Genomic DNA, 21813 nt, shown 5'->3' on the forward strand with positions numbered 1-21813 from the left:
ACGCATCCCGAGGAATGTGTTGCCGTTTCTGGCGTGGGCTCCGGCACCCGGATCGAAATCCCGGCGCGAAGCCCGGTAGCCAGGCACCCGGAGCGCCTTGCGGCGCCCCGTCATGCAGTCTCGTGCGAGACTTACATGCCCATGCCCATGCCGCCCATACCGCCCATGTCGCCCATACCGCCGGCCATCGGAGCATCTTCCTTCGGCAGTTCGGCAACGGCGCAGTCCGTCGTCAGGAGCAGGCCCGACACCGAAGCGGCGTTTTGCAGTGCGGTGCGAGTGACCTTGGTCGGGTCCACAACGCCCATTTCCACCAGATCGCCGTACTCGCCGGTCGAAGCGTTGTAGCCGTAGTTGCCCTTGCCGGCAACCACATTGGCCACGACGACGCTGGCTTCTTCGCCACCGTTGGTGACGATCTGGCGCAGCGGCTCTTCCATGGCGCGCAGGACGATCTTGATACCGGCGTCCTGATCGGCGTTGTCACCCTTCAGGCCCGAGACGGCCACACGTGCACGCAGCAGCGCGACACCACCGCCCGGGACGATGCCTTCTTCCACGGCAGCGCGGGTAGCGTGCAGCGCGTCTTCCACGCGTGCCTTCTTTTCCTTCATCTCGACTTCGGTCGCAGCACCGACCTTGATCACGGCAACACCGCCGGCGAGTTTGGCCACGCGCTCTTGCAGCTTTTCACGGTCGTAGTCGCTGGTGGCTTCTTCGATCTGGGCACGGATCTGCTTGACGCGTGCTTCGATGTTCACGGCTTCACCGGCGCCATCGATGATGATGGTATTTTCCTTGCCGATTTCGATGCGCTTGGCCTGGCCCAGCTCTGCGAGCGTAGCCTTTTCGAGCGTCAGACCGATTTCTTCGGCGATGACCTGACCGCCCGTCAGGATGGCGATGTCTTCCAGCATGGCCTTGCGGCGGTCGCCGAAGCCCGGGGCCTTGACGGCGCAGGTCTTCAGGATGCCGCGGATGTTGTTGACCACCAGCGTGGCGAGGGCTTCGCCTTCGACGTCTTCGGCGATGATCAGCAGCGGACGGCCAGCCTTGGCGACTTGTTCCAGGATCGGCAGCAGGTCACGGATGTTCGAGACCTTCTTGTCGAACAGCAGGACGAACGGGTTCTCGAGGATCGCGACTTGCTTTTCCGGGGTGTTGATGAAGTACGGCGAGAGGTAGCCGCGGTCGAACTGCATACCTTCGACGACGTCCAGCTCGTCTTGCAGCGACTTGCCGTCTTCGACGGTGATCACGCCTTCCTTGCCAACCTTGTCCATCGCCTTGGCGATGTAATCACCGATCGAGGTGTCGCTGTTGGCCGAAATCGAGCCGACCTGAGCGATTTCCTTGTTGGTGGTGCAGGGCTTGCTGATCTTGCGCAACTCTTCGATGGCGGCGCCGACAGCCTTGTCGATACCACGCTTGAGGTCCATCGGGTTCATGCCAGACGCAACGTACTTCATGCCTTCGCGAACGATCGACTGAGCCAGCACCGTAGCGGTGGTGGTACCGTCGCCGGCGTTATCGCTGGTCTTGGAAGCCACTTCCTTGACCATTTGCGCGCCCATGTTCTGGAGCTTGTCCTTGAGTTCGATTTCCTTGGCGACCGACACGCCGTCCTTGGTCACGGTCGGGCCGCCGAAGCTGCGCTCGAGCACGACGTTACGGCCCTTCGGGCCCAGGGTCACCTTGACTGCGTTCGCGAGGATGTTGACACCCTCGACCATCTTGGAACGAGCGGCATCGCCGAAAACGACTTCTTTAGCTGCCATTGCATTAACTCCTTGAATACTTTACGTAGATGTCTGGGGGCAGACAACTCAGGCGGCCACGACGGCCATGATGTCTTCTTCGCGCATGACCAGCAGTTCCTGGCCATCCACCTTCACGCTTTGGCCGGCGTACTTGCCGAACAGAACGCGGTCGCCCACCTTCACGTCGAGTGCGATCAACTTGCCTTGATCATCGCGCTTGCCCGGGCCGACGGCCAGGATCTCGCCCTGGTCCGGCTTTTCGGCGGCGGCGTCCGGGATCACGATGCCCGAAGCGGTCTTCGTTTCGTTGTCCAGGCGCTTGACAATAACGCGGTCATGCAAGGGACGAAGGTTCATTACAAGCTCCTCTTTCTCTCAGTGAGATCGTCAAAACTAAATATGCAATGAATTGCATATCCGACAAATTCATGGCGTTAGCACTCTGCGCCAACGAGTGCTAATTATAGGGACGGGGTTTTACGATTTCAAGACGCGGGGTTTTCCCGGATGTCGGAAGATGCGGCCGGGGTTCTCCGGAGCGTTCGCCATTCCCACCCCGCGGCTGTTCGTATGAGCGATTTCCTAAGGCACCTCCGGGAAATCCGTGGCATCAAAGCGGGGGGCGCGAATGACGGACTATCCGTCCATCGAACGCCGGTCCGGCCGGATACGGACAACCGACGCGCCACCCGCCCCATCCTTCCCGTACCAAGACGGGAAGTGCCGGGGACACCACCGCAAATCGAGGAGCCAGGAGATGAAAGAACTTGCCGGAGCCGCTGGCATCGCCGCGACCAGGACGGGAAGTTGGGCGATGTCCCGCCGCGACGTATGCATATTGCTGACCAACGCCGTCCTGATGGTCGCACTCATATTCGTGCTGCCGTTCGACGAAAAAACCAATCGCGGGCTCGCTCTCGCCGTCTTCGTCGCTGTGCTCTGGCTCTCGGAGGCCGTGCATCTGACGGCCACCGCGCTCATGGTGCCGGTGCTCGCCGTCATGCTGGGCATTCTGGAAACGCCAGCCGCGCTCACCTCGTTCGCGCACCCCATCGTCTTCCTGTTCTTCGGCGGCTTCGCGCTCGCCACCGCCATGCGAATTCAGGGACTGGACCGCTTCCTCGCCAACCGGCTCCTGCATCTGGCCGGGGGACGCATGGGCCGCGCCGCCCTCATGCTGTTCATCGCCACGGCCCTGCTGTCCATGTGGGTGAACAACACCTCGACCACGTCGATGATGCTGCCCCTCGCGCTCGGCATCCTCTCTCAGCTCGACGCCACCCGCGACCGCAAGACCATCACCTTCCTGCTGCTGGGCATTGCCTACAGCGCAAACATCGGCGGCCTTGGCACCATCGTCGGCAGCGTGCCCAACGCCATGGTCGCCACGCATCTGGGCATCGACTTCCTGACGTGGGCCAAATTCGGCGTGCCGCTCGTCGCCGTATTGCTCCCCCTCATGATCGCCACGACCTATGTCGTGCTACGCCCGCGACTGGACCAGACCGTCGACACGACCGCCGAATCGCTGGCGTGGACCGGCCCGCGCATCGCGGCCGTCGGCATCTTCGCGTTCACCGTCGTCTCATGGATCTTCAGCCAGCAGATCTCGGCCTGGCTCGGTGGCGTGAAGCAGCTCGACACGATCATCGCGCTGCTCGCCGCCATCCTCATCGCCACAACCGGCGTTGCCTCCTGGAAGGAGATTCAGGCGCACACCGACTGGGGCGTGCTGCTTCTGTTCGGCGGCGGCCTCACGCTCAGTGTGGTGCTGCGCAACTCGGGCGCGAGCGTCGTGCTGGCACAGGGTGTGTCGAGTGCTTTCGCGACCAGCCCCACCCTCGTGATCCTGCTCATCACCGCCGCGTTCATCGTCTTTCTCACCGAACTGACGAGCAACACTGCCAGCGCGGCGATTCTCGTGCCGATTTTTGCGGCGATCTCTTTATCGCTCGGCATGCCCGAGGCGCTGCTCACGATGGTGATCGGCATCGGCGCGTCGTGCGCCTTCATGCTGCCCGTGGCAACCCCTCCCAACGCCATCGTGTTCGGCACCGGCCGCGTGCCGCAGAGTGCGATGGTGCGCGCGGGATTCGGGATCAATGTCGTCTGTATTCTGGTGATCGCGGCGTTCGCGTGGACGCTGTGGCGCTCGCCCCCCCTGTGAGTCGCCGTTCGCCTCCGACGATTCGGCGCGCTCGCCACGCCTTGACAGGGTTTCGATCGTCCCTTGGTAGTCGCGTGATGCCCCATCCGTGAGGCCCTGAGGCAGACACGTCACACGGAGCCGGTACAATCTTGGAAAAATACCTTCGAATACCTCCGGCAACCTGTTGCGATGATGTCTGCTTCACCTGCCCGAACTGTCCGATCCATGCTTTTTTCACGTCCCGCGCGTGGTGCTCCGGCGCTTGCTGCCCTTACCACCGCACTTACCGCCGCACTTACCGCGGTACTGGCCGGTTGCGCCAGCCCGCCGCCGGGAACGCCCCCGGCCAGCCCGCCATCGGCGAGTGTCCCGGTAAGCGCGCCCGCGAATCCCGCCGCGTCCCCCGCTCCCGATACGCCGCAAGCGGCCGCGCCGCTCCCGTGGTGCGTGCAAACGCCCTTGCGCGAAGAAGACGACCTGATGCGCAACTTCGGCGGCATTCCCGCCGGCGTTCGCAAGATCGAGGAAACTCGCTTCATTGCGAGCTACGACCGCAGTACCGGCAAGGTCGGCCCGCTCGATAACGGCAATCGCTTCGTGATGGAGTTCGACGCGCAGGGGCATCTGCTCGCGAGCACCGACCGCGGACGCTACACCTACGACGCCGACGGCCGGCTGCACAGCATCAATGGCGCAAGCGTCGACTGGGAGAGCCCCGGCGCATGGGTGGTGCATGCCATGCGGCACCCCGCGTGGAAGGAACAGGTGCGTCAGGAAGACGGTCGCCTCGAATGGACGCGCAGCATCGTCCCGAATCCGGGCAACCTGCATCATCGCCGCCCGGGCACCGTACAGACGCGTCAGTTCGACGACGAGTGTTTCGCGCTCTCACGGCAATGGGAAGCGCCGAACGAGGCACGTCAGGTCGTCACGGCGGACGGCCGTGTCCGCCCGGCGCCGAAAATGGTGTCGTACCGCACATTCGCGAGCGTCGAGCGCAAACCCGACGGCAGCCGCATCGTACGCGAGAACGGCGCGGCAGCTTTCATCGACGGCCAATGGCTGCCGCTGGCGTGGGACAACGAGGTCTCCGAGTATTCACCGCGTCACGAACTGCTGCGCGTGACCCGGACCGACGCCGCCACCGGCGAACACCACGTGTCCGAGTATCACTATAAGTACGACGACCACGGCAACATCGTTCGCATCGTCATCACTTCACCCGCAGGCAAGTCCGGCGAGAAGATCGATCCGTTTGCCAACGTCTTCGTGCGCAAGTTGACGTACTTCGACGCGACGGCGGCGGCGCCGTCGGCCGACAAACTTACGTCGGCAAAGTAAAGCGGAACGTCGCGCCCTGCCCTGCCTGACCGGCCGTGTCCACGAGTGTGATACGCCGGTCGTGCAGTTGCAGAATGCGATGCACGATCCGCAATCCCAGCCCCCCTTCGCGACGCGCCCCACCGACCGTGAACGGTCGCTCGAACAGCCCCTCGCGCGCGCTCTCCGGAATGCCCGGCCCCGTGTCGCTCACCCGCACCTCGATCTCCGAGCCCACCGGCGCGACGGCCACCATGATCTCGCCGCCCGACGGCGTATAGCGCAGCGCATTTTCCAACAGGTTGGTGAGCACGCGCTCGATCAGCCCGAGATCGGCGCGCGCCGCCGGAATTTGCGGCGCCAACTGCGCGCGCAAGACCACACCGCGCGACTCGGCACTCAGTTCGAACTTCTGGAAGACGTCCTGAATCAGGTCCGTCACGGAGAACGGCTCGGCCTCGGGCTGCACGAAACCATGCTCCAGACGCGCCAGCTCGAACAAGGACTGCGCCAGAGCGCCGACCTTGCGACTCTGATCCAGCGCGATACCCAGATAGCGCCGCCGTTCGGCAGGCGTGAGCGTCGCATCCTTGAGCGATAGTGTCTCGAGATACCCGTGCATCGACGAGAGCGGCGTGCGCAGATCGTGCGAGATGTTGGCGATGAGTTCGCGGCGCTCCTGATCCTGACGGGTCAACGTGCGCCACTGCGTGCCCAGGCGCTCGACCATTTGACGAAACGCTCGTTCCAGCACCACGATCTCGTCGTTCGGTCGCGGCGGCTGGCCGGCCAATTCCCCATCAAGCCCGGTGGACGCGTTCGACACGGCGGCGACGGGCGGCGGCGCGGCGTCCATGTCGAATTCCCTCACGGTATCCGTGAGACGCCGCAGCGGCCGGGTAATGAGCGCGAACGCCGTCAGCCCGGCAACCAGACACAACGCCGCCACGAGTCCGATGGACCACAACGCCGTGTTCAGCGCAGCGCTCGTCGCACCACGCTCGGCGAAACGGTCATGCGCCTCACCGAGCAGCACGACATACACGTACCCGACTTCGCGACCGTCCACACGCAACGGCGCGGCGCTGAAGACCTTGCGCACGCCGGCGTTACGCGGATCGTCGCCATAGATCGGCAGCGATTCGCCGTCGAGCAGTTTGTGCACCGGTCCGAGATCGATCTGCATGCGACGCAGACGCCCCTGCGGCGCCGCGTGGCCGGTAATGCGTCCCTGCGCGTCGAGCAGATAGACCTCGACGCTCGGATTCACGACCATGAGTTGTCCGAACAGACGCCGCACGGCATCGGGCTTCATGCCGTTCGCATCCATCAGTTGCGCATTGGCGGCAATGTGTTCGGCCAGACCGCGCGAGAGCCCCTGAATCACTTCGGCCTCGTGCATGCGATTCGCCCGCACCTGCATCCAGGCCGACGTGCCGCTGCATATGAGCAGCAACACCGCGAACACGACCGACAGGCGTTGGGTCAGTGTGAGATTCCAGCGACGCATCATGCGGCTCCCGCGTTGGCGCCCGGCGCTTCGGACGCCCCGTCGCTGGCAAATTTGTAGCCACGTCCCCATACGGTCAGAATGCGCGCCGGCTGTGCCGGGTCGGCCTCGATCTTGGCGCGCAGCCGGTTGATGTGGGTATTGACCGTATGTTCGTATCCCTCGTGCTGATAGCCCCAAACCGCATTGAGTAAGTCCATGCGCGAGAAGACCTTGCCCGGCTGACGGGCGAAGAAGTACAGCAGATCGAACTCGCGCGGCGTGAGATCGAGCGACTTGCCGGCGAGCGACGCCTCGCGTGCGATCGGATCGATGAACAGTCCGGCAATCGCCAGGCTGCCCGCTTCCATGCGCGCGTTGCGCGCCAGCGCATCGACGCGCCGCATGAGCGCCTTGACCCGCGCCACCAACTCGAGTACCGAGAACGGCTTGGCGAGATAGTCGTCGGCGCCCAGTTCCAGGCCGAGAATCCGGTGAACCTCGCTGGAGCGGGCGCTCGTGATGATGATCGGCGTGTAGCGGGTCATCTCGCGGGCACGGCGGCAGATTTCCAGTCCGTCCACGCCGGGGAGCATCAGATCGAGAATCAGGGCGTCCCAGCCGCCTTCGGCCAGACGGCGCAGGCCCTCGTTGCCATCGGCGCAATGCACGACTTCAAAGCGCTCGTCGCGCAAATGCAGCGTGAGCAGGTCGGCGATATGCACGTCGTCTTCGACGAGCAGGACACGGCGCGGCGATTCCATCAGGGGGACGGCTCCCGGAAAGTGAGTCTTGATGGCCCCCATTGTGCGCAGAACCGGCCGCCGGAGGTATCACGAATTGTTTAATTTTACGTGAGGACTTCGCCATCGCCGGGGCACTAACCTTCAGTCATCGATCCGGCGCGGATCCCCTCTGTGCCGTACCACCGCCGTCGCGCTCCCCGGTTCTTGCCGCGGCGGAGCCAGCCCGCGCCGGATCGTCCCACTGACCGGAGCATGCCATGAGATTGTCCGATTTGTACCCGCCCAAGCCGCGAGCGCCGCGACAGGCCGCGCAGCGCGCTCCCGCCGCCACGGCCAGTGCTCGCCAGGCGCCTGCCCGCCGCGTGTTTCTGCTCGGCGCCACCGCCGCGGCGGCAGCCGTCGCCGCGGGGCTGGTCCCGCGCCTGGTGCGCCCGGCGCTCGCCGCGGATAGCCGTCAGGGCAACGCACCCGAGCGTTTCGAGGTCGCCCTGAGCGACGCCGAGTGGCGCAAGCGCCTCACGCCCGGCCAATACGACATCCTGCGCCGGGAAGGCACTGAGCGCCCGTATTCCAGCCCGTTGAACGACGAACATCGCGCAGGCACCTTCGCGTGCGCCGGTTGCGCGCAACCGTTGTTCTCGTCACGTACCAAGTTCGAAAGTCATACGGGCTGGCCGAGCTTCTGGACACCGCTCGACAAGGCCGTGGGCACGCGCACCGACACGACCTTCGGGATGGTTCGCACCGAAGTCCATTGCAGCCGCTGTGGCGGCCACCTGGGACACGTGTTCGACGACGGCCCGAAGCCAACCGGTCTGCGCTACTGCATGAACGGTCTGGCCATGACGTTTCATCCGCAGGCCGCCTGACGACGACAACACCCCGAATCCGCAGTCCGCCGGTCGCAGCGATACCACGCCCGGCACCGATGGAACCGAAAGGGTTGGCGGCTCGGGGCCGGCCAACGCCTGCCTCCAGCCTGATAGCAACACGCCTCGTCCGCATCCCGACCTCGGACGTCGCCAAAGGAGCGCTTCATGACTTTGCTCGTCCTTGCCTATCTCGGCGGGATTCTGACGATCGTCAGCCCGTGCATCTTGCCCGTGCTGCCGTTCGTATTCTCGCGTGCCGGCCAGTCGTTTTCGCGCAGCGTGCTGCCGATGCTCGCGGGTATGGTGCTGATGTTCGCGCTCGTCGCCACGCTCGCGGCGGTAGGCGGCAACTGGGTGGTGCAGGCGAACCAGTACGGACGCTGGCTGGCGCTCGCCCTCGTTGCCATCTTCGGCGCAACGCTGCTGTTCCCGAAGCTGGCGGAACGCCTCACGCATCCCCTCGTGTCGTTGGGCAACCGTCTGACGCAATCGGCGCAAGGCGGTACAGCGCCGGACGGCAAGGCTACGGGCGCAGGGCCGGGCGCGTCGTTCCTGCTGGGCATTGCCACCGGTTTGCTGTGGGCGCCGTGCGCCGGCCCGATTCTCGGTCTCGTGCTCACGGGTGCGGCACTGCAAGGCGCGAGCGCCGGCACCACGCTGCTGCTGGCTGCCTACGCTGCGGGCGCCGCCACGTCGCTCGCCCTTGCACTGCTCGTCGGCGGACGCGTCTTCGCGACCATGAAGCGCTCGCTCGGCGCGGGCGAATGGATCCGCCGTGTCCTTGGCGGCCTGATGCTCGCAGGCGTCGCGGCGATTGGGCTGGGCCTGGACACCGGTGTGCTCGCCCAGCTTTCGACGGCATCGACAGGCGGCATCGAGCAACGTCTGGTGGAGCGGCTGGGCGGGCGGCAGCGTATCGGCAATATCGGCAATATCGGCACGGCGAACAGCGCGGACAGCACGACTGCCACCCGTGCCGCCAACAATAGTCATGTCGCCGATGCCGCCGCAGCTCCGGGACAAGACACGCCGGCATCTGATGCCAATCCCGGCGGCGGCCCCGCCATGGTGGCCGCAAGCCGTGCCATGGCGCGCACGGCGACCAACGCAGTGGCAACGCTGCCCGTTGAAGGTCAGTTGCCCTCCCTCGACGGCGCAGTGCAATGGCTCAACTCGCCGCCACTCACTGCGCAGGCGCTTCGCGGCAAGGTCGTGCTCGTCGACTTCTGGACGTACTCGTGCATCAACTGCCTGCGCACGCTGCCGTACGTGAAGGCGTGGGCGGAAAAGTACCGCGACCAGGGTTTGGTCGTCATCGGTGTGCACGCCCCGGAATTCGCCTTCGAGCGCGACATCGGCAACGTCAGGAAGGCGGTGAAGGATCTGGGCGTGAACTACCCGGTCGCCATCGATAACAACTACGCCATCTGGCGCGGCTTCGACAATCGGTACTGGCCGGCGCACTACTTCGTCGACGCGCAGGGTCGCGTGCGCTACCACCACTTCGGTGAGGGCAATTACGCCGAGTCGGAGCGCGTGATCCAGCAGTTGCTGCGCGAAGCCGGCGCCAACCGGATCGCCGACGGCATTACCGAAGTGAAGGCCAGCGGCGTTCAGCAAGCCGCCGACTCGGGTGACGTGCGTTCGCCGGAAACGTACGTCGGCTACCAACGCGCCGAGCATTTCACGTCGCCGGGCGGCGTCGTGAAGGACAGGACGAACGAGTACCGGGCACCGTCGGCCCCGTCACTTAACCAGTGGGGGCTCGCCGGTGGCTGGAGGGTGGGCCCCGAACAGGCCACCGCGACGCAAGCCGGTGCCCGCATTGTCTATCGCTTCCACGCACGCGACCTGCACCTTGTGCTCGGTCCGGCAAGCGACGGCAAACCCGTGCGGTTTCGCGTGACGCTCGACGCTCAGGCACCGGGCGACGCACACGGCACCGATGTCGCCGCAGACGGCACCGGCATCGTGACCTCGCAGCGTCTGTATCAGTTGGTTCGTCAGACGGGCGACGTTCGCGAGCGCACCTTCAGCATCGAATTCCTCGACCCGGGGGCATCGGCGTATGCCTTTACCTTCGGCTGATCGCCCCGTATGACACCGCACCACCGCACGTCGCGAAACCGGCGAGCGCCCTGACCACCGCACCACCGAGGCGTTCACCGACGCCGGGAGTTTTCAAATGACCCAGTTCCAATCGAACCCGTCGAACCCATCGCACCTGTCGCACATGACGAATCTCTCGAACGCTTCGATGCATTCGCAGCAAGCATCGACGCCCACGCCGCAGGCCTTCGCGCCCGCGGCGCCTGCGTCATCGCAGGCCAAGGCGCCTGCTTCGCCGGCCGTCGTCTCGTCACACGCGTTTTCGAACCTGCGACGCGCGCTGCTGGGCGCCGCCGCTGTCGTGGCCGGTGTCTTCGCGTGGCAAGGCGGTGCGTTCGCCTTCGGCACGGAAGACGCAGTTGTCATCGCCGCGCCAAAACTCGACGAACCATCGACCGGCGCACGCACGGAAACTGCCGTCTTCGCGGGCGGTTGCTTCTGGGGCGTGCAAGGCGTCTTCCAGCACGTGAAAGGCGTGACGAAGGCCGAGTCCGGCTACGCGGGCGGCACTGCCCGCACGGCCGACTATGAAACGGTCGGCACAGGCTCGACCGGTCACGCCGAGTCGGTCCAGGTGACGTTCGATCCGCGGCAGGTGTCCTACGGCAAGCTGCTGCAAATCTACTTCTCGGTGGCGCATGACCCGACGCAGGTGAATCGTCAGGGCCCAGACTCGGGTACGCAATACCGCTCGGCCATCTTCCCGATGAACGATGCGCAACGCCAGGTCGCTGCCGCCTACATCGCGCAGCTCGACGCCTCGCACGTCTACAGCAAGCCCATTGCGACGAAGGTCGAGAAGTACACCGGCTTCTATGCCGCCGAGGGCTATCACCAGGACTTTCTGACCGAACACCCGAACTATCCGTACATCGTCATCAACGATCTGCCGAAGGTGAGGAACCTCAAGCGCATCTTCCCCGCGCAGTATCGCGACACGCCGGTGCTGGTAAAGACAGCGTCGGCCAAATGACTCGTCGGCTATCGGCTTTCGGCCAGCTTGTACACGCGCAAGCGATGCCCATCCGGATCCGAGGCGACGAAGGTACGGCCGAAGTCCATCGTCGTCGGCGCCTGAAGAATCGTGATGCCCCGTGCGCTCCAGTCTTCCCACGTCGCATCGACGTGGGCGTTCGACGCGACCGGAATCACCACCTCGCTGCCGCCCGGCGGCGCAATCACCGTCGGTGCCACGGCGTAGCGCGCCCACAGCCCCAGCTTCATTCCCGACGCAAAGGCGAACAGGGCAAATCCCGGCGAGGCCTCGACCGGCTCCATGTCGAACAGCTCGGAATAGAAACCGGCGCTCTCGGGCGGGCTTGCAACGTATAAATTGATCATGTCCGGATGTGGCATGACTCGCTCCTGTCGTTCGTTATCGATGAAGTTTTCCCAAGGACACGCGCACCGGTCGCTCGTCTGTCGAACGCCGTCGCGCGTTGTCGTGAACGTCATCGTACGAAGAGATGCTGTCAGTTTTTGTCAGCAGTGGGAGTCAGCCTCTGCCGCTCGTCTCGCGCCACGCCTTGAGCAGCGAGCGGCGGCCCCGGGGATAGCGGGTCTCGAACACGGTCATGGCTTCGATACGGTCACAGCGAAAGCTGCGGAAATCGTCGCGCAGTTCGCACCATGCGAGGATCATCCGCACGCGATCGAAGAAGCCCAGCGCGAACGGCCAGACGACGCGCTCGGACATCCGCCCGGCCTCGTCCCGATACGAGAGACGGAGTTTGCGCTCGGCGCGAATGGCCTCGCGAATCTCGGTCAGCTCCACGACCATGGGGGGCAACGGATCGCCCGGTCCGATGAGCAGCGTGGACGCTTCAAGCGATGCGCGCAGATCCGGCGGCAGGGCCGCCGCGATCTTCGCCAGCGCGTTGGCAGCCGCATCGGCGAGCGCCCCGTCGGTGCGCCTGGCGACCCAACGCGAGCCGAGCACGATCGCTTCGATTTCCTCCTCGGAGAACATCAGCGGCGGCAGCATGAAACCCGGCTTGAGGACGTACCCCAAGCCCGGCGCTCCCTCGATATGCGCCCCCTGCGACTGCAATTCGGCGATGTCCCGATAAAGCGTGCGCAAACTCACGCCAAGCGAAGTGGCGAGCGCCGCACCCGCCACCGGATAGCGATGACGGCGCAGCAGTTGCATGAGGGAGAAAAGACGTTGTGTGCGGGACATGGCGCGCATTATGCGCCATGTCCGCGTCGATGCGCGGCGCCGGCCGGCGCCGCGGCAAACTTCGCATTGACTTCCGGTCTACTTCTGACGCAATTGCCTGACGATCTCGGAATTCACGTCGCCCGCCTGCCCGCCGTAAGCGACGCGCAGGTAGTTGGACAACTCGGAGATCTGCGCGTCGGTGAGCCGCTTGTCGAATCCGGGCATGTCCTGCATCGCTTCGAGCCCCGGGAATTTCTGAGCTTCCACGCCATCGAGAATCGCGACGATCAGATTACGCGGGTCCTTCTGGCGCACCGTCGAATTGCCCAGCATCGATACCGCCACGTGCGGCTTGCCGGTGCCGTCTGCCGCGTGACAGCCGGCGCACACGGCGAGGTACATGTTGCGGCCTGCCGTCAGCTTGCCCGTATCCGGAGACTGCGGCAGCGGCTTGGGCGCCGGTGGCGCATCGCCGAGCAGGTACGTCGAGAGCGAACGCAGGTCGTCGGGCGTGAGGTACTGCGTGCTCAGATGCACCACCGGATACATCTCGCCGAATGCCGACCCTTGCGGTGCGATCCCCGTGCCGAAGAACGTTTGCAGATCCTTCACCGTCCAGCCGCGTGCGGCCAGCGCTTCGGGCGTGAGGTCGGGCGCGGCGATGCGGGCAAGCGCCGCCCCGCCGAGCGGCCTGGCCTTGTCCAGTTGCCCGAACGTTCCCCGCGGCGTGTGGCATTCCGCGCAGTGACCGAGCGCGTTGGCGAGATAGCGTCCGCGCAGCCAGTCGGCAGACTGTCCCTTGGACGCGTCGGGCAACGTGTCCTTGAGGAACATCCAGTCCCACGCCCGCATGGCGAAGCGCATGTTGTACGGGAACGAGAGATCGTGCTTGCGATTGGCCACCGCGACGGGCTTCACCGACATCAGGTAAGCATAGAGGGCGTCGCTGTCCGCGCGCGTCATTTGCCGGTAGGACGTGTAAGGCATCGCCGGATAGAGCACCTTGCCGGGCGCCACGCCGTCATGCAGGGCGTGGTAAAAATCGTCCGCCGTCCAGCCGCCGATGCCGTTCGTCCTGTCCGGCGTGATGTTGGTACCGTAGAACGTGCCGAACGGCGACTTCAGCGGCACGCCGCCCGCGAACGGCGCGCCGTCCGCGCTCGTATGACAGGCGGCGCAGTCGGCCGCCCGGGCAAGATACTTACCGCGCGCGATGAGCTCGGCGGGTGCTGTCGGGGCGGATGCGGGCCCGTCGGCCGCCGTTGCGCTGGTTACGAGCGACGGCACCAGCGATGTTCTGGGCTTGGGCGGCTGCCCGGGTTCGGGCGGCTTGGGCGCCGTCGAGTCGTTGCAGGCGGTCACGAGCAATACGGCCGCGACACACGCCGCACGAACGCTCCATCGGGTCACGCGAGTCAGATGCATGGCGGCTCCTCTCATTTCGCATCCTTCACGCACCCCGGCGTTTTCAGAATCACGTCGCGCACCGCCTCGTAGTAGCGCACATACCCCGTGCACCGGCAGATCTGATCGTTGAGTCCTTCGGTGATCGCCGCCTCGAGATCCGCGCGTGCCACCGGCTTGCGCTTGAGCCGCTCGACGAGCACCGTCGCCGCATTCACGAACCCCGGCGTGCAATACCCGCACTGGAAGCTGAAGTGATCGAGGAACGCCTGCTGAATCGGTGCGAGCGTGACTTTGCCGTCGGCATCGCGCGTGGCATGCCCCTCCACCGTGCGCACGGTCTTGCCATCGAAATAGTTCGCGCCGGTGATACAGGTGCGTACGGTTTCGCTGCTGCCGTCGGCGTGATCGACGATCACCACGCACGCGTGGCAAATGCCTTGTCCGCAGCCCAGACGCGAGCCGGTCAGGCCCAGCGTCTCGTGAAGGAAGTCGATCATCATCAGGCCCGCGGGCACGTCCATCGGGCCGTGCGACACGCCATTGATCTTCACCGTGACGGGCAATGTCTCCCACGGCGTCTTGCCGCCCGGCGGGGCCGGGGCCGCCACGGGCGCCGTCGTGGTGCCCGGCGTGCCGGGCGCGCCTGTGGCGCCCACCGCCGTCGCCGCACTTGCGTTGTTCGTCTGTTGCGCCATCGCGCCCGACGCGCTCGCGCCCGATGCCGTCCGGGGTGCGTTCGTCGTGTCCGTCATGCCAGTACCTCCTGGATCTTCTCCGGCGTCACCGGCAAATCCGTAAATCGATGGCCGATCGCATGCGCGAGGCCGTTCACAATCGCGCCCACCACGGGAATCATCACCACTTCGGCAATGCCCTTGGGCACATCGGTCTCGGAGATCGGCGGCAGCACTTCACCCGTTTGCGTCCACACGGCGACGTCCACCGCTCGTGGCAGGTGGTAGCGGTTGAAGTTCCACGTACCGTTGCCGGGACCGTCCTCGTACAGCGGCAGATACTCGTGCAACGCGTGCCCGATGCCCATCGCCAGACCGCCCTGCAACTGCCCGGAGACAAGTTGCGGCGAAATCTGATTGCCGCACTCCATGATCGAGTGGTGCGTGAGCAGTTCGACCTTGCCCGTCGCCTCATGGACGGACAATTCGACCAGCGTGCCCACGGCGCTGTAATAAGTCACGGCGGCATTGTTTCGCTGCACGGGCGGGTAGTACACGCGTTTGCGATCGAGCGTGCGATAGCCGGTTGCGGGCGTGGGCGCAGCCACGTGCATGCCCGGGTGGCCGGAATCGGGCGACGGCGCGCCCTTCGCACCGTGCGAGCCGCTCGCGGCGGCTGCCGCCACGGCGGGCGATGCCGACTTCGCCGGTGCGTTGCCGCTGCGATGCGCCGTCCTGGCCGCAACCGTATGCGTGGCGGGGGCCTGTGCTGCCGCGGTTGCCGGGTTTGCACCGCCCTTGCCGAAGCGAAGCGCGATGCCGTCGACCGGCAGGCGCTGCGTCACGCCATCGCCAAGATCCCAATCGGCTTCGGCCCACTGCCAGCGATTGAACACATGCACCGTCGCGCCTGTCACCAGCCCGAGGTCGTGCGCCGTTCTGGCGAGCATGCCGAGCGGCAGTGCTTCGAGCCCGGCGGCCGTAAGCTTGCCATCGACCCAGCGCGCATCTTCGGCGCGTACCACGAGCGGTGCGGCCTGACCGCCGCCCAGGCCGCGCCGCCAGATCGAGAGCGCTGCGGGCCATAGCCCTTGCAGGAACACGAGGCGCGCCGCTTCGCGCGTACTGTGCGTGAAATAGAACGCGGAGTTCGTCGCGCTGGACGGTGACGCATAGCCCGGCGACCAACGTGGGTTGGCGGCGAGTTTGTCCTGATCGGCCTGCGACATGAGGTACGGATCGCCGCTGGTGACGACCGGCAACTCCGGCCAGTCGGTGATGGCGATGTGCACGTCGGTCGCGGGCATGCCGAGCCATTTCGCCACGGCGACCGCCTGCGACGTGGAGGTTCCCGTGCCGATCTCCGCGGCCGTGTGATACAGCGAAATCCTGCCCGTCTCGTCGAATTCCACCCGCGCGAACGACGTCTCGGCGCCCGTGCCGAAGTCCTTCTGCACGCACGCGAATCCCACACCGTAGCGGCGCCCCGGATGCGCGGCTTCGTACTCGGCCTTCTTCTTCGCACGCTGCGTCCACAACGGATGCGCCTTCGCGCGCGCAAGCACCTCGTCCACGCGCACCGCACCGGCCGGAATCGCGCCCTGCGTGTTCTTCATGCCCGAGCGCAAGGCGTTCTTGAGACGGAAGTCGATGGCGTCGACGCCGAGTTGCGCGGCCATCTCGTCGATCATCATTTCGGTCGCCGCCATCGACTGCAACGTGCCGTAGCCACGCGCCGAGCCCGCATCGATGGCGCGCGACGCAATCGCCACGCTCGCCAAGTCGCTTTGCGGGAAGTAATAGATCGACTGGGCGGCCGTGGCACCGACCATCGCCACCGAAGGCGAGAAGTTCATGCGCCCGCCGCCGTTGCACTCCATGTCGGCCGCGAACGCCTGTAACATGCCCGTCTCCTTGTCCACCCCGATGCGGTAACGCATCGTGAACGCGTGGCGCTTGAGCGACGTCTGGAACTGCTCGTAACGGTCGTTCGCGAGCCGTACCGGCAAGCCGTCGCCGTACATGGCGGCCGCCAGTCCGTAGAACGGCATGTTGTAGTGATCCTTCGAGCCGTAACCGACCGTGTAGCACGGATAGACGATCAGACGCCTGACCGGCAGGCGCCCCTTCGCAGCCATCGCCGCGGCATTCTCCGCGACTTCGGATGGCGACTGCGTGGGCACGACCATGTGCAGCGTCTGCGTCGCGGCGTCGTACCAGCAGTTGGCGTTATCGGGTTCGAGTGCCGCCGTGTCGACGGACTGCGTGCGGTACTCGCGCGACATCACCAGCCAGTTCGCCGGCGGATGGGCTAGCGCATCGCCGATCTTGCCGGCGTATGCCATGCCTTGCTCGTCGAGCTTGCCGTGGTCGTTGCCGTCGGGCCAGACAGGCAGGTGCTTGCGCATCATGCTCGGGAAGATCGGCGCGTCCTTGAGACTGGAGTAGACGTCATCGTCATAGGCCGTTTTGCCGCCCACGCGCACGTACCGGAAGCTCCCCCACGGGTCGCGCTCCAGCGGCCCCGTCACGTCGCCATAGCGAATGATTTCGTCGTGGAACTTGAGCTTGTCCTTGGCGAACCGGAAGCGGGTGAAATCGCGGTAGATCAAGATCGCGACGGCATGTCCCAGATAGGCGGGCGTCTTGCCCGTGGGCAGGAGCATGTCGTCGCCGTAGAACTCGGGAAAGGCAATGCCGTCTCGCGCCAGATCGTCGGCCGTCACGATACGGTCGGGTTGCAGGCCGTCGTCGAGACGCGAGAGATCGAAGCCGAGATAGGGCCGGTCGGCGAGCGTCGTGCGCAGCACGAACGCATGCGCCTGCTGGGCGGGCCAGCCCGGCATGTCGCGCGCGCGAACGTCGCGCGCGAATATCTTGCTGCCGATGACTTTGGCCGTGCCGTCGATGCGGAATCTGGCTTGTCCTCTGGCGGCGTTCCATGCCACCGGCGTGAGGTTCCTGTCTTCGAAGAGCGCAGCGAAGGCGCGGCTGCCCATCGGGGCGATATACACGGAAATGCCCGCAATCACCGAGGCTTTGAGAAACCCGCGTCGCGTCAAAGCGAAACCGGGAGACGCATCGGTGGCCTGAGCGGCGGGAGAATATTGGGATGTTGCGCAAGCGGCATCATGGCGAGCGTCATCGCTCGACACTGCCGCTGTTGGACTGTGTTTTCTTGGCAGGCGCGGCATAAGCGTTCCGTCCGTCTTGTTTTGGGGGGGACGTGTCGCAATCACGAATGCGATGCTGCAACTCCCGAACGACAAAACGGCACTGCAACGACTCACGCGGTCACGACAAAAGTTACGTCGTCATGGCCCCCACGATACATGTTCACAATGCGTGACATTCGCGCGCCGTGATGCGCTCGTGAAGTTCGATAAGAACACGCTTCATGAGTGACACCGGACGTTTCAAGGCTACACGCCGGCTCCCGGAATGACAAGGTTGGACATGACGCACTGCGTGAGAACACCGTGCGGGCGCGACGCATTGCGCACCGGTTGGCGGGCGTGAGCAGGCGGTATTTACGATGAATGATGTTGGCTATGCCAAATAAGAAATGCCGCTATATCCAGACGGAGACAGCGGCATCGAAGCGGTTTGTGCAGCGCGTGCTTTTGGGGCGCTCTGCGCCAGCACAGCAGTTAAACGATGCGTAATTCCATGCACGTCAGATCGAGCCAGCGGCCGAATTTGGTGCCCACTTCGCTGAACGTGCCGACCGTGCGAAAGCCGAGTTTTTCATGCAGGCGAATCGAGGGCGCGTTCTGCGCTTCGATGGCGGCAATCATGACATGCACGCGCAATGCGCGCGCCCGTTCGATGAGCGCGCGCATCAATGTCTCGCCAATGCCGCCGCCCCGCGCATGCCTGTCGATGTAGATCGAATGTTCGACGGTATGGCGATAACCGTCGAAAGCGCGCCAGTCGCCGAACGACGCGTAACCCACGGTCTTGCCCTCGCGCTGCGCCACGATGACCGGATAACCGCGCTTCAGACGCGCGGCCAGCCACTCGCGACGATTGTCGAGGTCGACGAGGACGTCGTTCCAGATGGCGGTCGTGTGCTCGACGGCGTCGTTGTATATGTCGCGAATGGCGGGGAGGTCGGCGTCGGTGGCGTCGCGAATCGTCAGTGTGGCGGATGAAGCAGTCATGTCGGTGGTCCCGCAAGCAACTTGCCGTGAGTCACTGTAAATCACGGTGAGGTCACGGTGTGGGAAGCGTTCGTGTGTTGCCGTGTCGCATGGCATCGATATCCATTTTACTAGAAATATATTTCCATTAAACTGGACACCATGGACATCAACGAACGCATCGCCCGCCGGGTGCGCGACTTGCGCAGCGAGCGGGGTTACTCCCTCGATACGCTGGCCGAGCGCAGCGGCGTGAGCCGTTCGAGCATCTCGCTCATCGAGCGCGCGCAGACAAGCCCCACGGCCAACGTACTGGACAAGCTCGCTACGGCGCTGGACGTCACGCTGGCGTCGCTCTTCGACGAGAAGGCCGTCGCCGGCGCCTCGCCCTCGCCGCTGTCGCGATACGCGGACCAGCCCGTTTGGACCGATCCGGATTCCGGATACGTGAGACGCAATCTGTCGCCGTCGCAGCCGTCACCGCTTCAGTTCGTAGAAGTCCGGTTCCCCGCCGGCGAGCGCGTCGCTTACGACACCGGCGCGAGAGACAACGAGATCTGGCAGCAGATTTGGGTCATTGCCGGCACCATCGAAATCACGCTCGGCGCGACCACCTGGCGGCTCGACACCGGCGATTGCCTTTCGATGCGCCTCGACCAACCCATCGGTTTTCACAATCCCGCGTCGACCACGGCGCGCTACCTCGTCGGCCTCGTGACCTTACCGTTCGTTCCTGCAAGGAGATCGTCCTGATGTCTCCCGCCCCAATTACGGTGCAACGGCTGGACGGCGCACAAGCGCTCGCCGCCGTCGACGCGCTGGCCGACGTTCTCATCGACTGCGTGGAAGGCGGCGCGTCGGTGAGCTTCCTGCTGCCGCTCACGCGCGAGCGCGCGACGGCATTCTGGCGCAAGGTGGCCGAGAGCGTCGGCCGGGGCGAGCGCGTGCTGCTCGTGGCGCGTCGACGACGTGAGGAGGCCGGAGCCGACGGCAATGCAGACAATAGTGCCGGCGCTTGCGGCATCGTCGGCACGGTGCAACTGCTGCTCGATTTGCCCGAGAACCAGCCGCACCGGGCGGACGTCGCCAAGATGCTCGTGCACCGCTCGGCGCGCCGTCAGGGGGTGGCGCGGCAACTGATGGCGGCCGTCGACGACGTGGCACGCGCCCACGAGCGTCACGTCCTGGTGCTCGATACCGTGACCGGCGGCGACGCCGAACGTCTCTACCAGCGCAGCGGCTGGCAGCGAGCAGGCGACGTGCCGAAGTTCGCCCTGATGCCCGATGGGGCATTTTGTGCGACGACGTTCTATTACAAGCACCTCCGATAGGCGGCTGGCAGCCGTTCGCCGGGCCGGTTAGTGCAGCGCCGCCAACCCCGCGAGTAACGCTTTGTGAAAGGCTGCGGGGTCCTGCATCTGCGGTGCATGTCCCAGATCGGGGAATTCGACGAGCGTGGAGCCCGGAATCGCGGCGTGTGCCGTCTTCGCGAGCGCGGGGTAGTGGCCGATGCGCGCCTGCACTTCGGGCGGCGAGAAGTCCTTGCCGATGGCGGTCGTGTCCTTGTCGCCGATCATCAGAAGCGTCGGCACGCGAATCTTGCCAAACTCGTACACGACCGGTTGCGTATAGATCATGTCGTACAGCAGCGCCGAATTCCACGCCACGATTCGCTTGCCCGGCCCGCGATACATCCCGGCAAGCATCTGCACCCACGGCTCATAACGCTCGCTCCACTGACCGGCGTAATAGGTCGATCGCTCATAGCGGCGGATGCCTGGCGCGCTAGTGCGCAATTCGCGGTCGAACCACTCGTCCACCGTTTTCGACGGCACGCCGAGCGCCTTCCAGTCTTCCAGACCGATCGGGTTGACCAGCACCAGTTGCTGCGTCTGCGCCGGATACATCAGTGCGTAACGCGCGGCCAGCATGCCGCCTGTCGAATGCCCGATCACGGTCGCCGTCTCGATACCGAGCGACATCAGCAATGCGTGCGTGTTGTTGGCGAGTTGCTGGAAGCTGTATTGATATTGTGCGGGCTTGCTCGACTTGCAGAAGCCGATCTGATCCGGCGCGATCACGCGGTATCCCGCGCCAGCGAGGGTATCGATCGTTTCCTGCCACGTGGCCGCGCAGAAGTTCTTTCCGTGCAGCAAGACGACGGTGCGCCCGTTGGGCTGCGCGGGCATCACGTCGATATAGGCCATGTGCAGCGGCGTGCGCTGCGACATGAAGTCGAAGCGGTTGACCGGATATGGATAAGCGAAGCCCTGCAACTCCGGTCCATAGGCAGGTCCGGCATTGCTCTCGGCATTGCTCTCGGCGTTGCTCGCGACAAAGCTATCGCCATTGCTCTCGGCGTTGCCACGCGCAGGCGCCGTCGCAACGATCGTTGCACTGCTTGCGGCACGGTGCTGGGGATCGCCCCCCGGGGCCGGCGGGGTCGGCGCGGCGTTCGCGAGCGTCGCACAAAAGAGAGAGATCAGACTGACGGCAGCGTGTCGCGAAAGGCGGCACGCGCGCCGATAGCGCATTGACGGCATGGCAGAGGGCGGGCGCGATGGCACGGGAAGTGGAACAAGATGGAATGGGACGATTCTGACATGTCCCCAAATTTTGCGAGTGACACCCCATGGACACCCCATGGTCGCCACGCCGGAGAGGTTTGCCGCCCGGGAATACGGCAAGCCGCATGACTCGCGCAAGAACAACGCGTCACCGGCATGCAGGGAAAGCCCCTTATTTATGAGGGGTTATTCGCCACACTTTCTTTACATCTTCACCAATTTTTCGAAGCCGTGGCGTGCCGCATGTTTCGGTACCCGCAACGCTATGACGGTGGGCGCTCACATTACAAGTAAGTGAGCGCGAACCCCGTCAGGGCTGACGTTAGGGGAATGTTGCCACGCTTCAAACGCCCGTATAAGCGAGTCCTCGCTTCGGAAACCGAAAGAATTGCGCAAAATTCGACCGCCATCATGCGT

The 21813-nt window shown here is 64.9% G+C and carries 18 protein-coding genes; 7 read left to right on the top strand and 11 right to left on the bottom strand.

Going from position 1 to position 21813, the window contains the following annotated elements; translation table 11 throughout:
- Positions 1-131: 131 nt before the first annotated feature.
- A complete protein-coding gene (gene groL, locus AB870_RS16725) occupies positions 132-1778 on the bottom strand; it encodes a chaperonin GroEL (RefSeq protein WP_047905580.1) in 1647 nt (548 codons plus the stop codon).
- 48 nt (positions 1779-1826) lie between these two features.
- Positions 1827-2117, bottom strand: coding sequence for a co-chaperone GroES (gene groES, locus AB870_RS16730; RefSeq protein WP_047905581.1), 291 nt, complete (start codon positions 2115-2117; stop codon positions 1827-1829).
- Positions 2118-2517: 400 nt separating this feature from the next.
- On the opposite strand from groES, the gene AB870_RS16735 reads away from it, so the two are divergent.
- Positions 2518-3927, top strand: a complete 1410-nt coding sequence (locus AB870_RS16735; RefSeq protein WP_084663797.1) for a DASS family sodium-coupled anion symporter — start codon at positions 2518-2520, stop codon at positions 3925-3927.
- Between the two features lie 207 nt (positions 3928-4134).
- Complete coding sequence (locus tag AB870_RS16740) at positions 4135-5250, top strand: RHS repeat domain-containing protein (RefSeq protein ID WP_157112368.1); 1116 nt, start codon at positions 4135-4137, stop codon at positions 5248-5250.
- Here AB870_RS16740 and AB870_RS16745 read toward each other — a convergent pair.
- Both AB870_RS16745 and AB870_RS16750 read right to left on the bottom strand, forming a co-directional pair.
- Complete coding sequence (locus AB870_RS16745) at positions 5234-6742, bottom strand: sensor histidine kinase (RefSeq protein WP_047905584.1); 1509 nt, start codon at positions 6740-6742, stop codon at positions 5234-5236. The two genes, AB870_RS16740 and AB870_RS16745, sit on opposite strands and share 17 nt — an antisense overlap.
- Positions 6739-7482, bottom strand: a complete 744-nt coding sequence (locus AB870_RS16750; protein ID WP_047905585.1) for a response regulator transcription factor — start codon at positions 7480-7482, stop codon at positions 6739-6741. Before AB870_RS16750 ends, AB870_RS16745 begins: the two co-directional genes overlap by 4 nt.
- 239 nt (positions 7483-7721) lie before the next feature.
- On the opposite strand from AB870_RS16750, the gene msrB reads away from it, so the two are divergent.
- The 3 genes from msrB (at position 7722) to msrA (ending at position 11418) form a co-directional block, all read left to right on the top strand.
- The gene (msrB, locus tag AB870_RS16755) at positions 7722-8333 is read left to right on the top strand and encodes a peptide-methionine (R)-S-oxide reductase MsrB (protein ID WP_084663799.1); all 612 of its coding nucleotides are present in this window, start codon (positions 7722-7724) and stop codon (positions 8331-8333) included.
- Positions 8334-8501: 168 nt separating this feature from the next.
- Positions 8502-10424 (top strand): cytochrome c biogenesis protein DipZ, encoded by a 1923-nt coding sequence (locus AB870_RS16760; protein WP_047905586.1) that lies wholly within the window; start codon positions 8502-8504, stop codon positions 10422-10424.
- Positions 10425-10521: 97 nt separating this feature from the next.
- Positions 10522-11418 carry a peptide-methionine (S)-S-oxide reductase MsrA gene (gene msrA / locus AB870_RS16765; RefSeq protein WP_335645719.1) on the top strand — a complete coding sequence of 299 codons (897 nt, stop codon included), beginning with the start codon at positions 10522-10524 and terminating at the stop codon, positions 11416-11418.
- A gap of 8 nt (positions 11419-11426) precedes the next feature.
- On the opposite strand, the gene AB870_RS16770 is transcribed toward msrA, so the two are convergent.
- The 6 genes from AB870_RS16770 to AB870_RS16795 all read right to left on the bottom strand — a co-directional run bounded on the left by AB870_RS16770 (position 11427) and on the right by AB870_RS16795 (position 18850).
- The gene (locus tag AB870_RS16770) at positions 11427-11801 is read right to left on the bottom strand and encodes a VOC family protein (protein ID WP_047908323.1); all 375 of its coding nucleotides are present in this window, start codon (positions 11799-11801) and stop codon (positions 11427-11429) included.
- A 139-nt stretch (positions 11802-11940) separates the two neighbouring features.
- Positions 11941-12624 (bottom strand): helix-turn-helix transcriptional regulator, encoded by a 684-nt coding sequence (locus AB870_RS16775; protein WP_047908324.1) that lies wholly within the window; start codon positions 12622-12624, stop codon positions 11941-11943.
- 78 nt (positions 12625-12702) lie between these two features.
- Positions 12703-14031, bottom strand: coding sequence for a c-type cytochrome (locus tag AB870_RS16780; RefSeq protein ID WP_064674860.1), 1329 nt, complete (start codon positions 14029-14031; stop codon positions 12703-12705).
- Between the two features lie 11 nt (positions 14032-14042).
- Positions 14043-14765 (bottom strand): (2Fe-2S)-binding protein, encoded by a 723-nt coding sequence (locus tag AB870_RS16785; RefSeq protein ID WP_237169968.1) that lies wholly within the window; start codon positions 14763-14765, stop codon positions 14043-14045.
- On the bottom strand, positions 14762-17749 hold the full coding sequence (locus AB870_RS16790) for a xanthine dehydrogenase family protein molybdopterin-binding subunit (protein WP_047905587.1): 2988 nt from the start codon (positions 17747-17749) through the stop codon (positions 14762-14764). Before AB870_RS16790 ends, AB870_RS16785 begins: the two co-directional genes overlap by 4 nt.
- A gap of 588 nt (positions 17750-18337) precedes the next feature.
- Positions 18338-18850, bottom strand: coding sequence for a GNAT family N-acetyltransferase (locus AB870_RS16795; protein WP_047905588.1), 513 nt, complete (start codon positions 18848-18850; stop codon positions 18338-18340).
- A gap of 141 nt (positions 18851-18991) precedes the next feature.
- Here AB870_RS16795 and AB870_RS16800 point away from each other — a divergent pair, with 141 nt between their 5' ends.
- Together AB870_RS16800 and AB870_RS16805 are read left to right on the top strand one after the other, a co-directional pair.
- Complete coding sequence (locus AB870_RS16800) at positions 18992-19582, top strand: helix-turn-helix domain-containing protein (RefSeq protein WP_047905589.1); 591 nt, start codon at positions 18992-18994, stop codon at positions 19580-19582.
- A complete protein-coding gene (locus AB870_RS16805) occupies positions 19582-20160 on the top strand; it encodes a GNAT family N-acetyltransferase (RefSeq protein ID WP_047905590.1) in 579 nt (192 codons plus the stop codon). The genes AB870_RS16800 and AB870_RS16805 overlap by 1 nt, the downstream gene beginning before the upstream one ends.
- A 27-nt stretch (positions 20161-20187) precedes the next feature.
- On the opposite strand, the gene AB870_RS16810 is transcribed toward AB870_RS16805, so the two are convergent.
- Positions 20188-21372, bottom strand: coding sequence for an alpha/beta fold hydrolase (locus AB870_RS16810; RefSeq protein WP_084663801.1), 1185 nt, complete (start codon positions 21370-21372; stop codon positions 20188-20190).
- Positions 21373-21813: the final 441 nt, after the last annotated feature.

Origin of the sequence: Pandoraea faecigallinarum (assembly GCF_001029105.3) — a bacterium.
GTDB classification, from domain to species: Bacteria; Pseudomonadota; Gammaproteobacteria; order Burkholderiales; family Burkholderiaceae; genus Pandoraea; species Pandoraea faecigallinarum.

Excerpts from the sequence above, each read along its gene's own strand:
- AB870_RS16785 (WP_237169968.1), bottom strand. The coding sequence starts at position 14,765 with ATGACGGACACGACGAACGCACCCCGGACGGCATCGGGCGCGAGCGCG.
- AB870_RS16745 (WP_047905584.1), bottom strand. The coding sequence starts at position 6,742 with ATGATGCGTCGCTGGAATCTCACACTGACCCAACGCCTGTCGGTCGTG.
- AB870_RS16775 (WP_047908324.1), bottom strand. The coding sequence starts at position 12,624 with ATGTCCCGCACACAACGTCTTTTCTCCCTCATGCAACTGCTGCGCCGT.
- AB870_RS16760 (WP_047905586.1), top strand. The coding sequence starts at position 8,502 with ATGACTTTGCTCGTCCTTGCCTATCTCGGCGGGATTCTGACGATCGTC.
- AB870_RS16735 (WP_084663797.1), top strand. The coding sequence starts at position 2,518 with ATGAAAGAACTTGCCGGAGCCGCTGGCATCGCCGCGACCAGGACGGGA.
- AB870_RS16795 (WP_047905588.1), bottom strand. The coding sequence starts at position 18,850 with ATGACTGCTTCATCCGCCACACTGACGATTCGCGACGCCACCGACGCC.
- AB870_RS16800 (WP_047905589.1), top strand. The coding sequence starts at position 18,992 with ATGGACATCAACGAACGCATCGCCCGCCGGGTGCGCGACTTGCGCAGC.
- groES (WP_047905581.1), bottom strand. The coding sequence starts at position 2,117 with ATGAACCTTCGTCCCTTGCATGACCGCGTTATTGTCAAGCGCCTGGAC.
- AB870_RS16740 (WP_157112368.1), top strand. The coding sequence starts at position 4,135 with ATGCTTTTTTCACGTCCCGCGCGTGGTGCTCCGGCGCTTGCTGCCCTT.
- AB870_RS16805 (WP_047905590.1), top strand. The coding sequence starts at position 19,582 with ATGTCTCCCGCCCCAATTACGGTGCAACGGCTGGACGGCGCACAAGCG.
- msrA (WP_335645719.1), top strand. The coding sequence starts at position 10,522 with ATGACCCAGTTCCAATCGAACCCGTCGAACCCATCGCACCTGTCGCAC.
- msrB (WP_084663799.1), top strand. The coding sequence starts at position 7,722 with ATGAGATTGTCCGATTTGTACCCGCCCAAGCCGCGAGCGCCGCGACAG.
- AB870_RS16780 (WP_064674860.1), bottom strand. The coding sequence starts at position 14,031 with ATGCATCTGACTCGCGTGACCCGATGGAGCGTTCGTGCGGCGTGTGTC.
- AB870_RS16770 (WP_047908323.1), bottom strand. The coding sequence starts at position 11,801 with ATGCCACATCCGGACATGATCAATTTATACGTTGCAAGCCCGCCCGAG.
- AB870_RS16750 (WP_047905585.1), bottom strand. The coding sequence starts at position 7,482 with ATGGAATCGCCGCGCCGTGTCCTGCTCGTCGAAGACGACGTGCATATC.
- AB870_RS16810 (WP_084663801.1), bottom strand. The coding sequence starts at position 21,372 with ATGCCGTCAATGCGCTATCGGCGCGCGTGCCGCCTTTCGCGACACGCT.
- groL (WP_047905580.1), bottom strand. The coding sequence starts at position 1,778 with ATGGCAGCTAAAGAAGTCGTTTTCGGCGATGCCGCTCGTTCCAAGATG.